The organism is Streptomyces sp. NPDC005706 (assembly GCF_040631045.1).
In the GTDB taxonomy this organism is placed as follows: domain Bacteria; phylum Actinomycetota; class Actinomycetes; order Streptomycetales; family Streptomycetaceae; genus Streptomyces.
Genome location: NZ_JBEXYS010000005.1, coordinates 287046 through 299895, shown reverse-complemented (window position 1 = coordinate 299895; position 12850 = coordinate 287046). Strand labels below are relative to the sequence as shown.

The 12850-nt window shown below is 73.6% G+C and carries 10 protein-coding genes; 3 read left to right on the top strand and 7 right to left on the bottom strand.

Features of this window, described 5'->3' with window-relative positions:
* Positions 1-111: 111 nt before the first annotated feature.
* The 4 genes from metG to ABZ478_RS12625 form a co-directional block, all read right to left on the bottom strand.
* Positions 112-1728: a methionine--tRNA ligase gene (metG, locus tag ABZ478_RS12640; RefSeq protein ID WP_359548067.1), complete on the bottom strand. Its 1617-nt coding sequence runs from the start codon at positions 1726-1728 to the stop codon at positions 112-114.
* An 86-nt stretch (positions 1729-1814) separates the two neighbouring features.
* Positions 1815-3557, bottom strand: a complete 1743-nt coding sequence (locus ABZ478_RS12635; RefSeq protein ID WP_359548065.1) for a VWA domain-containing protein — start codon at positions 3555-3557, stop codon at positions 1815-1817.
* Positions 3558-3618: 61 nt separating this feature from the next.
* A complete protein-coding gene (locus tag ABZ478_RS12630; protein WP_359548062.1) occupies positions 3619-4602 on the bottom strand; it encodes an endonuclease/exonuclease/phosphatase family protein in 984 nt (327 codons plus the stop codon).
* On the bottom strand, positions 4599-5402 hold the full coding sequence (locus ABZ478_RS12625; protein ID WP_359548059.1) for an alpha/beta hydrolase: 804 nt from the start codon (positions 5400-5402) through the stop codon (positions 4599-4601). Before ABZ478_RS12625 ends, ABZ478_RS12630 begins: the two co-directional genes overlap by 4 nt.
* An 88-nt stretch (positions 5403-5490) precedes the next feature.
* Between ABZ478_RS12625 and ABZ478_RS12620 the strand changes: the two genes are divergently transcribed.
* The gene (locus ABZ478_RS12620) at positions 5491-6837 is read left to right on the top strand and encodes a PLP-dependent aminotransferase family protein (protein ID WP_359548352.1); all 1347 of its coding nucleotides are present in this window, start codon (positions 5491-5493) and stop codon (positions 6835-6837) included.
* On the opposite strand, the gene ABZ478_RS12615 is transcribed toward ABZ478_RS12620, so the two are convergent.
* Positions 6737-7678: a hypothetical protein gene (locus ABZ478_RS12615; RefSeq protein ID WP_359548056.1), complete on the bottom strand. Its 942-nt coding sequence runs from the start codon at positions 7676-7678 to the stop codon at positions 6737-6739. The two genes, ABZ478_RS12620 and ABZ478_RS12615, sit on opposite strands and share 101 nt — an antisense overlap.
* Before the next feature lie 326 nt (positions 7679-8004).
* Complete coding sequence (locus ABZ478_RS12610) at positions 8005-8493, bottom strand: hypothetical protein (RefSeq protein WP_359548053.1); 489 nt, start codon at positions 8491-8493, stop codon at positions 8005-8007.
* Between the two features lie 179 nt (positions 8494-8672).
* On the opposite strand from ABZ478_RS12610, the gene ABZ478_RS12605 reads away from it, so the two are divergent.
* Together ABZ478_RS12605 and ABZ478_RS12600 are read left to right on the top strand one after the other, a co-directional pair.
* Positions 8673-9788 (top strand): PP2C family protein-serine/threonine phosphatase, encoded by a 1116-nt coding sequence (locus ABZ478_RS12605; RefSeq protein ID WP_359548349.1) that lies wholly within the window; start codon positions 8673-8675, stop codon positions 9786-9788.
* A gap of 67 nt (positions 9789-9855) precedes the next feature.
* Positions 9856-11025, top strand: coding sequence for a hypothetical protein (locus ABZ478_RS12600; protein WP_359548346.1), 1170 nt, complete (start codon positions 9856-9858; stop codon positions 11023-11025).
* Here the strand turns inward: ABZ478_RS12600 and ABZ478_RS12595 are convergent.
* The gene (locus tag ABZ478_RS12595) at positions 11015-12577 is read right to left on the bottom strand and encodes an LCP family protein (protein ID WP_359548050.1); all 1563 of its coding nucleotides are present in this window, start codon (positions 12575-12577) and stop codon (positions 11015-11017) included. The genes ABZ478_RS12600 and ABZ478_RS12595 overlap by 11 nt on opposite strands.
* Positions 12578-12850: the final 273 nt, after the last annotated feature.

Genomic DNA, 12850 nt, shown 5'->3' with positions numbered 1-12850 from the left:
GTTCACTCGTTCGGGGAAGGAAGAAACGTTCACGCCTCTTTGGTCGGGCCCCTGCGCATGAACGGGGCCCGGAAACATGGTGTTTCCGGGCCCCGTTCATGCGCAGGCAGGTTAAGCGGTCGGCTTCTCCTCCAGGCGGGGGAAGAGCACCGCGCCCTTGGTGACCGTGGAGCCGGCCGGGAGCTTGCCCCAGGCGCCGGACTCCTGCACCTTCTGGTCGGCCAGGGCGCCGAGGGAGGCCTCCGCGCCGAGGGAGTTCCAGAGCTTCTGGGAGGTGTCCGGCATGACCGGGTTGAGGAGTACGGCGACCGCGCGGAGTGACTCGGCGGCCGTGTAGAGGATGGTGGCCAGGCGGGCCTTGCCCTCGGGCGAGTCGTCCTTGGCGACCTTCCACGGCTCCTGCTCGGTGAGGTAGCCGTTGACCTGCTTGACGAATTCGAAGACGGCCAGGATGCCGCCCTGGAAGTCCACCTCGTCACCGATGCGCCGGTCGGCCTCGGCGGCGGCCTTGGCCAGGCCCTCCTGGACCGCCTTCTCCGCCTCGCCGGCGGCCGTCGCCTCGGGCAGCTCGCCGCCGAAGTACTTGCCGACCATGGCCGCCACGCGGGAGGCGAGGTTGCCGTAGTCGTTGGCCAGCTCGGAGGTGTAGCGGGCGGAGAAGTCCTCCCACGAGAAGGAGCCGTCCTGGCCGAAGGCGATGGCCCGCAGGAAGTACCAGCGGTAGGCGTCCACACCGAAGTGCGTGGTCAGGTCCTGCGGCTTGATGCCGGTCAGGTTGGACTTCGACATCTTCTCGCCGCCGACCATCAGCCAGCCGTTGGCGGCGATCTTCCCGGGCAGCGGAAGGCCCTGGGCCATCAGCATGGCCGGCCAGATCACCGCGTGGAAGCGGAGGATGTCCTTGCCGACGAGGTGCACGTCGGCCGGGAAGGTGGCCTCGAACTTCTCCTGGTTCTCGTTGTAGCCGACCGCCGTGGCGTAGTTCAGCAGCGCGTCGACCCACACGTAGATCACGTGCTTCTCGTCCCAGGGGATCGGGATGCCCCAGTCGAAGGTCGAGCGGGAGATGGAGAGGTCCTGCAGGCCCTGGCGGACGAAGTTCACGACCTCGTTGCGCGCGGACTCGGGCTGGATGAAGTCCGGGTTGGCATCGTAATGGGCCAGCAGCTTCTCGGTGTACGCGCCCAGCTTGAAGAAGTAGTTCTCCTCGCTGAGGATCTCCACGGGCTTCTTGTGGATCGGGCAGAGCTTCTGGCCCGCGTACTCGCCCTCGCCGTCGAGCAGCTCGCCCGGCAGCTTGTACTCCTCGCAGCCGACGCAGTACGGGCCCTCGTAGCCGCCCTTGTAGATCTCGCCCTTGTCGTGCAGGTCCTGCACGAATTCCTGGACGCGGTCGGTGTGCCGCTTCTGCGTGGTGCGGATGAAGTCGTCGTTCGCGATCTCCAGGTGCTCCCACAGGGGCTTCCAGGCCTCGCTGACGAGCTTGTCGGCCCAGGCCTGGGGCGTGACCCCGTTGGCCTCGGCCGTGCGCATGATCTTCTGACCGTGCTCGTCCGTGCCGGTGAGGAACCACACCTTCTCGCCACGCTGACGGTGCCAGCGGGTGAGCACGTCGCCTGCGACGGTCGTATAGGCGTGGCCCAGGTGAGGAGCGTCGTTGACGTAGTAGATGGGGGTCGAGACGTAGAACGCCTTCGCCCCCTGCTTCTCGGATCCAGTGGCCGCCATAAGTCGAAATCCTACTTGGCCGCCGAAGATCGACTCACACGCGTTTCGGGGGGTGGACGGGTCGTCCACCCCCCGGCAACGGCTTCCTACGGGCGCCAGGCGGCGAGGACGCCCTCGTAGAGCTCGGTGTCCGTGAGCTCTCGGGGGGTGGGGCCGGCGTGGAAGAAGGACGTGTTGTCGGTCTTCAGTTTGCGCAGGTAGTCGAAGGCCTTGTTGTCGTGCTCGCCGAACGCGACGAAGGAGAAGAAGACGCCGGGGTGGTTCTTCGCGGCCTCGGTGAGGGACTGGGTCGCGGGGGTCTTGGCGTCGGGGGCGCCGTCCGTCTGGAAGACCACCAGGACGGGGGTGCCGGGTGCGTTGTTCTTCTCGTGATGGGCGAGTACGGCCTCGACGGCGGCGTGGTAGCTGGTACGGCCCATGCGGCCGAGGCTCGCGTGTACGTCGTCGATCTTCGTCTCGTGGTCCTCGGCGAGGGTCAGGTCGGTGGTGCCGTCGATCTCCGTGGAGAAGAGGACGACGTGGACCGTGGCCTCGGGGTCGAGGTGGGCGGCGAGGGCGAGGGTCTGGTCGGCGAGGGCCTGGGCGGAGCCGTCCTTGTAGTACGGGCGCATGCTCGCGGAGCGGTCGAGGACGAGGTAGAGCTTCGCTCGGGTGCCGGTGAGGTTGGTCTTTTTGAGGGTGGCGGTGGCTGCCTTGTAGGCGGTGACGAGGCTGGGGGTGTGGGACTTGATCTTGGTGAGGGGGGTGGCGGGTTTGGCGCCGGGTGCCTGGGGCTCGGGCGTTGCCTCGGGCTCCGGGCTTGCCTCGGCTGACGGTGCCTGCGGCTCGGGGGACGCCTCGGCTTCGCCTTCGGCGGGATTGTTCCCACCCGCACCACCCGTGCGGCTTTCAGAGTCGGGTGCGGGTGGACCCTGTGGGGTGTCCTCGCCGTCGGCGGCCTGCGGCTCGGCGGTGGGGGCCTGCGGCTCCGCCTCGGCCTCGGTCGGCTCCGCCGCAGTCGCCGTCTCGGCCGGCTTCGGCGCCGGCTCGGGCTTCGCCTCGGTCTCCGCGTCAGCCTTTGCCTGCGGGTCGGCCTCCGGCTGGGTCTTCGCCACGGCCTCGGTCTCCGGCTCGGCCTCCGGCTTCGGCTCCGCGCTCGGCTCAGTGTCGGTCTTCGGCTCCGGCTCGTCCTGCGCCTTCGGCTCCGCCTCGGCCTTGGCCGGCTCCGTCACAGTCGCCGCCTCGGTCGGCGCCGGTGTCGGCTCAGGCTTCGCCTCGGCCTTGGCCTCGGCCTCCGCCGCGGGCTCGGCCTTGGCTTCGGTCGCCTTCGTCGCGGGCTCGGCCGCGGGCTCGGCCTTGGCTTCGGTCGCCTTCGTCGCGGGCTCGGCCGCGGGCTCCGCCGCGGGCTCCGTCGCGGGCTTCGTCGCGGGCTTCGTCGCGGGCTTCGTCGCGGGCTTCGCCTCCGGTTCGCTCGGCGCGGTCTCGCTCGGCGCGGTCTCGGCCGGGGCCTTTTCCTCGGGGGTTGCCGGCTGCTGCGCCTCCTGCGTCGGCTCGGCCTTGATTTCCGGCTCCGGCTCCGGCTCCGGCTCCGGGGTCAGGTCGAGGACGAGTTCGGGTTCCGTGGAGCGGTCGGACTGCTTGGGGACCGCGATGTTGTCGAAGGCTGCCGAGACCAGGTCGTGTTCGTCGGGGGACGACGTGCGGGGCTCGGGGACCTGGGCGGTGGGGGCCGGGTCGGTGGTCGTCGGCTCCGGTTCCTGCGACGGACGTCGGTCCGCACCCTCTGCATCGGCGGTGCGCGCCTTGCGCCCCCGGCCGAATGCGTTCCGCAGGAGAGTGAGAATGCCCATGTGCGCAACCCTTTGCGTGAGTTGGTACCCGTTAATCCCTGGCCAGGACGGACACGTAAGGTTAGCGGCCCCGGGTTGCATTTCGGTCTCCGGCGGAGCCGTGGAGTGTGACGTCGGCGACGAGCGCGCGGTGGTCGGTGCCCGTCAGGCGCAGGAACCGGGCGCCGTCGGCGGAGAAGTCCGGGGTGAGCAGGACGTGGTCGATCTGCGTGCCGATGACGGAGGCCGTGCGGGAGGGCCAGCTCGGGGTGCGGTCGTGGCCGGCGAGGCGGGCCGCGTCGGTCAGGCCGGTGTCGAGGATGCGGCGGAAGGCCTCGTGGTCCTGTGAGGCGTTGAAGTCGCCCGCGAGGACGGCCGGGGTACGGGTGTCCCCGGCGGCGTAGGCGCGGAGCCGGCCGAGTTCGCGTTTCCACAGGCCGATCTGGCCGGGGAGCGGTGGCGCGGGGTGCGCGAGCTGGACCCGTACGGCGTGGCCGCGGACGTCGGCCACGGCGCCGGGCATGCCCATCGTGCCGGGGACGCCCGCGGCGGGCCGCAGCGGGAAGCGGCTCAGGATCAGGGAGCCCCGGGAGCCGTCCGCCGCCACGGCCCGTCGGTGGGGATAGGCGCCGGCGAGTTCCTCGTCCAGGGTGGCCCGGCACGTGCGCTCGCACTCCTCGACGAAGACGAGGTCGGGGTGGAGCCGGCGGAGCTGCGGGACCAGGGCGGGGGTGCCGCGCCCGAACTCGACGTTCGCGGTCAGGACGCGCAGGGAGGCGAGCGGCCGGCCGGCGGGCTCGTGGATCTTCCCGTAGGGGTCGAGGTACCAGGCCAGCAGGCCGAGGACGGCCACCGCCCAGACCAGCCCCGGCCACCAGCGGGCGAGCAGCGCGCACAGCAGGCCGAGTCCGGCCGGTGCGATCAGCCAGGGCAGGAAGGCGAGGAGCTGCGGTGCGGGCGTGACGCCGTCGGTGCCGGCCATCCGGCAGCCGAGGACCAGGCTGACCCCGGTGAGGAGCAGTACCGCGCACCGGGTGCCCGGTCCGCGTCGGGGTCGTTCGGTCACCCGGCCGAGCCTACGGGCGTGGCGTCCACCCGGGCCAGGAACCTCCCCAGCACCTCGTTGAACTCCTCCGGCCGCTCCAGGTTCGGCATGTGGGCCGCGTCCTCGGCCACGTGCAGGGTGGAGTCGGGCAGCAGCGCGTGCATGGCCTGCGCGTCGGCGACCGGTGTGAAGGTGTCGTCGGCGCCCACCACGACCAGCGCGGGCACCGTGACCCGGGTCAGCAGCGGGCGGTAGTCGGGACGTTCGGCGCGGCCGCGCAGGGCGGCCGCGGCGCCCTCGGGCGAGGTGGCCGTCATCATGCGGTGCACGTGGGCCTTGACCGCGGGGTCGGCGTACGGGGCGACCATCCGCTCCAGGACCTCGTCGGCGTAGCCGCGCATGCCCTCGGAGAGCAGCCGGGCGGCGAGCGCGGTCCGGCCCCGTCCGCCCTCGGGTGTCTCGGGGTCGGGGAAGGTGTCCGCGAGGACCAGACCGCGGACGCGGTCGCCGAGGCGGTCGTAGCACTCCATGGCGATCTGGCCGCCCATCGACAGCCCGGCCAGGACGAAGGTGTCCACCTCCAGAAAGTCGAGCAGTTCCTCGATGTCGCGGGCGTGGCGGGAGAGCGGGACGGTGCCGGGGGTCACCGGGGAGGCGCCGTAGCCGCGCAGATCGGGGGCGACCACCCGGCGTCCGGCGCAGAACGCGGCGAGCTGCGGGGCCCACATCGTGCGGTCGAAGGGGTGGCCGTGGACGAGGACGAGCGGGGTGCGGCCGGAAATTCCGGGGCTTTTGTCGTCGTATGCGAGGAAGGGGGGCATGTGATCGACCCTAGGGTGCCGCCTCTTCTCGGTGCAATAAAATCTTTGCCCTCGGTGCAATCCAACGCATGCCGTGACAGGGGGACTTGTGGACGACTACCGGCGTATCGCCGACCGGATCGCCGGTGACATCGGATCCGGGCGGCTCCGGCCGGGGCAACGGCTGCCGCCGCAGCGGGTGTTCGCCCGGCGGCACGGGATCGCCGCCTCCACGGCGGGCCGGGTGTACGCCGAACTCGTGTGCCGGGGGCTGGTGGTGGGCGAGGTCGGGCGCGGCACGTTCGTGCGGGCCACCGAGCCGGACGCGCAGCCGGGGCGGGCGCTGACCGAGGCGGCCGCCGCCACGCCCGTGAACCTGGAGCTGAACTACCCGTCCGCGCCCGGCCAGTCGGAGCTGCTCGCCCCCGCGCTCGCGACGCTGCTGCGGCCGGACGCGCTGACCGGGGCGCTGCGGCCCGCGGCGGCGGCCGGCACGGACGCGGCGCGGGAGGCGATCGGCGGACTGCTGGCCACGGACGGCCCGCGGCCCGACCCGGCGGGGCTGCTCTTCACCGGAAACACCCGCCAGGCCATCGCCGCCACCCTCGCCTCGCTGGTCCGGCCGGGCGGCCGGGTCGGGGTGGAGCCGCTGACGTATCCGCTGGTCAAGGAGATCGCGGCCCGGCTCGGCTGCGTCCTCGTGCCGCTCGCGGCCGACGACCGGGGGCTGCTCGCGGAGTCGGTCGCCGCGGCCCACCGCGCCGCCCCGCTCTCCGCCCTCTACCTCCAGCCGACCCTGCACAACCCGACCTCGCTGACCATGGACGCCGAGCGCCGGGCGCGGGTGGCCGATGTCGTCCACAGCCTGGGGATACCGGTCGTGGAGGACCGGATCTGGTCCTTCCTGCGGCCGGACGGCCCGCCGCCGCTGGCCGCCCTCGTCCCGGAGCTCGTACACCTGGTCGACGGGCTGTCCAAGCGGGTCGCGCCGGGGCTCACCGTGGGGTTCGCCTCCGTACCGGCCGAGCGGGCCGAGGCGGTGGCGCGCGCCATCAGGTCCGGCGGCTGGAGCGCGGGCTCCTTCGCGCTGGAGGCGGCGGTGCGGTGGATCGGCGACGGGACCGTGGCGCGGCTGGTGGCCGCAAAGCGGCGGGACGCCGCCCGCCGGCAGCGGCTGGTCGCCGAGGAGCTGGCGGGTTTCGACGTACGGTCCGACCCGGCCGCCTGTTTCGCCTGGTGGCGGCTGCCCGCGCCCTGGCGTGCGGACACCTTCACCGCGGCGGCGCGGGCGCACGGGATCGCGGTGACCCCGGGCACGGCCTTCCGGGTGGACCGGAGCAGTACGCCGGACGCGGTCAGACTCGGGCTCGGGTCGGCTCCGGAGCCGGAGCTTGCGCGGGCTCTGCGGACCCTCGCCCGCGTCGCGCGGGACGGGGCGGCCGCAGCCGGCGGGTGAGCAGGGCGGTGAGGGCCACCCCGAGACCGAGGCCGAGCAGCAGCCAGGAGGCCGTGCGCAGGGTGCCGGTCAGGGCGTCGTAGACCGCTCCCGCGGCCGGGTGGGACACACCCTCGGCCAGGCCGTCGAGGGTGAGGCCGCGCCCGATGACGAGGGCGAGGTTGAGCAGACCGCCGCCCAGGGCCGTGCCGAGCGCGGTCGCCACGATCGCGCGCCGGCGGTGGACGGCCAGGGCGATACCGGCGGCCGCGAAGACGACGGCCGCGACCGGGCACCAGAAACCGGCGACTTCGAGCACGTGGAATCCCTTCCGCAGCGGGGCCACCTCGCGCGCCTCGAGCACGGGCACCGCGGTGTGCTCCACCGGGATGCGCGCGGCGAGCGCGATGTGGTCGTCGGTGAGCTGCTGCTTGACCTGGGCGGTGACGGGGGCGAGGTCGACGGTGACCGGGCCGTCGCCCGCGTCGCCGGTGGCGGCGTCCCCGCGCAGGGCGCGCAGGACGGCGTCGTGGGTGACCCGGTTGCCGGTGTCCCAGGCCATCCGGAAGGCCCGGGTCTGGGTGAAGGAGCGCACCGCCTCGTGCACGAACGGGGTGACCGAGCCCTGCAGCGGGCGGACGTGCATGCGCTGGTCCACCTCGCGCAGGATGCCGTCCCCGACGGTCTCCGCGACGGCTTCCCGCACGTCGGGGTCGGCGGCGAGCGGGGCCATCGCGGTGACGTACCGGCCCGTGTCGGCGAGTCCGTACGCCGCCCAGGCCGCCAGCGCGCCGAACGGCACGAGGAGGCAGGACACGGCGATCAGGGCGGCCGACAGGGCGCTCCTGAGGCGTGGGGGCACCCTTCAAGGCAAGAGCCGCACGCCCGGGTGCGCGAGCGGGGCGCGTGCATTCGGGGGAGGGAGCGAGGCCGAACGGCCCCCCGGGGGGGCCTCCTCCCTCGTGCCTTCCGCCGCCGGACCGGGGAATCCGGGCTCCGGTGGAGGGGTCACCCGAACGGGTGTTTCCTGGTGCTGGGGAGACGCCCGGACGGTGTCCCGGACGCCGCCGGGCCGCGGGAAGCGGGCCCGGCGACCGGTGAGGAAGGGAATCACAGGGGAGTGCGTGGGCCCCGGCCGGTTCGTCCGGCCGGGGCCCACGCGCGCTCGGCGGAGGCGGTCCGACGTGCTCAGCGGATGCGGTGGCCGGCCGCGTCCTCGTGCGTGTAGTAGCGGTAGAACAGCACCGCGAACGTGGGCACGGCGATCGCCAGGGCCAGGACCGTGGACTCCCACACGCCGTGGCCGCGGCCGCTCAGGCTGTACAGGAAGCCGACCGCGATGCCCGTGAAGGCCGACCACAGCACCGCGTGGACCTCGCGCCGGCAGCGCGCGGCGAAGAACTCCAGGGCCCGGAAGACGGCGAAGAAGACGATGCCCGTCACCACGCCGAACAGCACGTTCCAGCCGGTGATGGGACCGCCGTAGCGGGTGTTGGCGGCTGCCCAGTAGCCGTAGATCAGGCCGAGCACGATGGGCAGCACCCACCGCGCGATCGCGTGGGTCCGCTCGCCGAAGAGATCGGGCGGCCGGTGGCGGGCGGCCGCGTCCCGGCCGCCGAGTTCGGGCGCCGTCGTGCGCCGGGGCATTCCACCGGGCGCGGGTGCCGCTTGAGCCATGAGAGCACTCCTCTCGCTCCTCGCCCCCGGTCTCCAGGGCACACCTGGGGGGACGGCCTGGCAAGTCGGTCGGACGGGCCGGGTGCCCGGATGCGGCCGTTTCGATGCCGTGTTTCGCTGAGGGACATGGAGCGCTGCCCGCCGTGACGCAAGTGGAGTCCCGGCGCCGGCGGCAGCCGCTGTGGACCCGCGGGCGGATCGCGCTGCAGGCGCTGCCCCTGCTGCTGCTCGCCGGCATCACGCTGCTGGACCTCAGGACCGGTGAATGGTTCCGGATCGTGTCCTGGATCGTCCTGGTCCCCGGCACGGCCGCCGCCCTCTGCGGGGTGTGGACGACCGCCGGGTACGCGGTGCTGTCGCTGTTCACGTACGTCGCCGTGGACCGCGTCTGGCCCAGCGAGCACCGGGCCGGTCTGGCCGACTTCCTGCTGGTCGCCCTCGGCGGCGTCCTCGCCACGCTGGCCTCCGCCGCGCGGGTGCGCAGGGAGCGGCAGATGCTGCGCATGCGGGACATCGCCGACACCACTCGCCGCACCGTGCTGCGCAGGCTGCCGCCGGACTGGGGAGGACTGGAGCACGCGGGCGCCTATCTCGCGGCCGACGTGGAGGCCCGGGTCGGCGGCGACTACTACGACATCCAGCCCGGCCCGCACGGCACCCGGGTCCTGGTCGGGGACGTCCAGGGCAAGGGTCTCGGCGCGGTGGAGACGGCGGCCGCGCTGCTCGGCACCTTCCGGGAGGCCGCCTATCACGAGGCGGAGCTGACGGTCGTCGCCGAGCGGCTGGAGTCCCGTATGACCCGGCACCGCGTCCACCGCATCGCGCTGGGCCGGGACGACGGCGACCGCTTCTCCACCGCCGTGCTGCTCGGCTTCCCCGACGACGACCCGGGCACGGTCGAGCTGATCAACTTCGGCCACGAGCCGCCGCTCGCCGTCGGCCCGCACGGGGTGCGCGCCCTGCCGGCCGGTGACGGCCTGCCGCTCGGGCTCGGCGACCTGGCGGCCGGCTGCCCGCCGCTGCACCGGGTGCCGCTGGGCCGCGAGGAGACCCTGCTGCTGGTGACCGACGGGGTGACCGAGGCGCGGGACAAGACCGGGGAGTTCTACCCGCTCGTCCCGGAGGTGATCCGGGCGGTCACGGCAGACCCGGGCCGCGCCGAGCCGCACCGGCTGGTGCGCCGGGTCCGCGACGGTGTGCTCCGCTACACCGGCGGTCACCTGGAGGACGACACCACGGTGTTCGCCGTTCGGCGGATGCGCGAAGACCCCGAACAGGGACGTTTGCGGTCCTGAGCCGACCCTCCGCGGCGGCAGCGGCTACGGTGCTGGCTGTAGGGCGATCCACAGGGGAGGGACGATGATGCCCGGAACCGTGCTGCTGCTCGCGGCCGCGCCGCTGGGCCGGGGGCGTCTGGTGGACGCGGCCGGTGTACTGCCCGTCCTCGCCGCGGTGGCCCCCGCGGTGCTGTCCGGCGCCGACACCGCGAACGTGGTCGAACTCGCCGATCCGCTCGAGCCGCAGGCCGTCCTCACCCGGCTGCGCGCCGCCGCGGCCGCGCCCGGACCGCTCACCGTGTACCTCACCGGCCAGCTCCACCTGGACCGGCGCCAGCGCCAGCCCCATCTCGCGCTCGCCCGCACCACCCCGGCGACCGTCCGCTACACGGCCCTGCCCTGGGCGTGGATCCGGGAGGAGCTGCGGCTGCGCTCCCCGGCCGACACCGCGCTCGTGGTCGATCTGCACGCGGACGCGGAGACCTGGCGGCAATTGGCCGAGCGCCCGCTGGACTCCGGACGCGCGACCGCGGTCTACGGCCGTATCGCGCCCCCGGCCAGGGGACGGGGCCCGGCCGAACCGGCGTACATGAAGGCGGTGGCGACCCTGCTGCGCAGCGGGCACCGGCCGCCGCTCGCCGACCTGCACGAGCACGCCCTGGCCCGGGCCGCCGAGCCCGGCGCGGGGCGGGACCTGGTGCTGGCCGGCCCCGGGGGCCTCGCCCACCGGCCCACCCCCCTGCCGGTGGTGCCCCGGCCGTACACGCCGGACGCCCCGGTGACCGCGCCGTCGGGGCGGGGCGATCCGCACACGGCCATCAGCGACGCCGTCCGGGCCGGCCGGCACGCCGAGGCCGACGCACTCGCCGCGGGGCAGGAGGAGGCCGCCGTGCGTGCCTTCGGCCCGGCTTCCGGGGAGGCCCTGCACTGGAGCGAGGTCCGGGCGGACCTCGCCATGTTCGCGGGCGACGCGGCGCGCAGCTGCCGGGCCTGGCTGGCGGTGGCCGGGGTACGGCTGGCCGCGGGTCAGGCACCCGACACACCCGCCGTGGAGGCGGCCGTGGACCGGGCCCATCACCAGTGGGGGAGCATCGAGGACCCGGCGCGGGCCCGTGAACTCGGGCCCGCGCTCGCGGAGCTGAGGCTGCGGGTGCCGGGTCGCCGGCGGGGCGCGCTGGAGAACGTCCAGCGGCAGCTGCGGCAGCTCCAGGCCCCGCTGGCCCCGCTCGGCGAGGGAACCGGCTCTACCAGGTGAAACCCGGCTGCACCGGCATGCAGGCGTCGGTCTTGCCGCCGTTCAGTACCGCCGCGGACTCGGGCGCCTCGGTCGGGGCCGCGGACTTCGGGTAGGTGGCGCCGGTGCGCCAGTCGGCGCCCACGGTCAGGGTGACGCCCGTGACGTCCGTGGACGCGCGCACCTGGGGCAGCGGGATGCCGAGGGCCTTGGCCACGGCCTGCGCGTCACCTTCCAGGCGGTGGTTCGGGTACAGGACGACGGTGGTGGCCCCCGTCGCGGCCGTGGTGTCCACGGCCGCCTTGGCGAACCCCTTGTCCCGCAGCGCCCGTACGACGGCGTCGGCCCGGTGGAGCACGGGGGCCTTGGCGGTGCCGCCGGTGGCGTTGCGGACCCGCACGGCGAGGGTGCCGGCGGGGGCCGCGGGGTCGTCCGACACCTGCTCGGTCAGCTGCCGCGCGCCCTTGCCGTCGAGCGGGGTGTCGGTGCGGACCATGGAGACGAGCTGGTCGGCGTCCTCGGTGGCGGGCACCAGCCGGTTGCGGTCCTGGGACCACTGCACGGTGGGCAGCGTAGTCATCGTGATCCGCCCGGTGGGGACCTTCTGCAGTTCCGTGGACAGGTCGTACAGCTTCTTGACCGTGCCGAGGTCCTCGTCGACCGTGAGCGCCTTCGTCGCGGTCTCCGCGAGGCGGCGCATCTCGGTGGGGTTGCCCAGGGTCGCGTTCTCGCGGAGCTGGCGGACCATGGCGTTCATGTACATGTGCTGGGCGTGGGTGCGGCCGATGTCGGTGCCGTCCTCGAAGCCGTAGCGGGTGCGCAGCCACTGCAGGGCCTGCTCGCCCTTGACGTACGTGGTGCCCGCCTTCAGCTTGAGGCCCGAGCCGTGGCCCTCGGAGGTGTGCGACCAGACGTTCTCCTTGACGCAGACCGGGACCCCGCCGATGGCGTCCGCCATCGAGACCACCCCGGCGAAGTCGACCATCATGAAGTGGTCGATGTGGATGCCGGTGAGCTTCTCCCAGGTGGCGACGGTGCAGCCCGGACCGCCCCGGCCCAGCGACTCGTTGGCCATGGCCAGGGTGAGCGCGCCGTACACCTTGCCGCCGTCGGGGTCGGTGCACTTGGGGATCGGGATCATCGTGTCGCGCGGCAGGCTGATCACGGACATGTTGCCGCGGTCGGCGGAGACGTGCAGCAGCATCTGCACGTCCGCGAGCGGCGGGCGGCCCACGTCGGCCCTGGAGCCGCCGAGCTTCAGGTCCGCCGCGGTGTTCCGGCTGTCCGAGCCGAGCAGCAGGATGTTCAGCGGGGTCTGGCCCGAGGCGTTCGGGGCCGCCCTGGGCGGCGTGGAGTCGCCGAGGTTCAGCCTGGCCTTGGTGAGGTTGGCGTTGAGGTGCTCGTAGTAGAGGTATCCGGCGGCCGCGCCGCCGAACATGAGGGCCGCCAGGGTGAGGGCCGACCAGCGCAGTATCCGGCGCCCGCGGCGCGGTCTGCCGGATGTGTCGTCGTCCCCGTGGCCGTCGTCGTGCCGGCCGCGGCCGGCCGGCCGCGGCTGCGCGTCCAGCGTCATTCTCTGCCTTCCCACCCCGACGACGGCGCCTGCCGCGTCTCCGGCTGCACCGGATCGCACACATTATCGGCGTGACGAGATGAGAAGGGGTGAGTGGTGAGATATGCCACTCCCGTACAACCTTCGAAGGGGTTGACCAACTCGCCCTGACCCGTCAGTAGTTCGGGCGGGCAGGGGTCAGGGGAGGGTCCGGCCCACGGCCGGCGGGGGCGGCGAGGTGCCCGCCGCCCGGGCCGGTCCCGCGTTGGCCGCCGTGACCAGTGCCGCCACGGC

What these genes read in the sequence shown, in the direction of transcription:
- ABZ478_RS12635 (WP_359548065.1), bottom strand. Translation starts at nt 3,557, where the DNA reads ATGGGCATTCTCACTCTCCTGCGGAACGCATTCGGCCGGGGGCGCAAG.
- ABZ478_RS12600 (WP_359548346.1), top strand. Translation starts at nt 9,856, where the DNA reads ATGCCCGGAACCGTGCTGCTGCTCGCGGCCGCGCCGCTGGGCCGGGGG.
- ABZ478_RS12610 (WP_359548053.1), bottom strand. Translation starts at nt 8,493, where the DNA reads ATGGCTCAAGCGGCACCCGCGCCCGGTGGAATGCCCCGGCGCACGACG.
- ABZ478_RS12595 (WP_359548050.1), bottom strand. Translation starts at nt 12,577, where the DNA reads ATGACGCTGGACGCGCAGCCGCGGCCGGCCGGCCGCGGCCGGCACGAC.
- ABZ478_RS12625 (WP_359548059.1), bottom strand. Translation starts at nt 5,402, where the DNA reads ATGCCCCCCTTCCTCGCATACGACGACAAAAGCCCCGGAATTTCCGGC.
- metG (WP_359548067.1), bottom strand. Translation starts at nt 1,728, where the DNA reads ATGGCGGCCACTGGATCCGAGAAGCAGGGGGCGAAGGCGTTCTACGTC.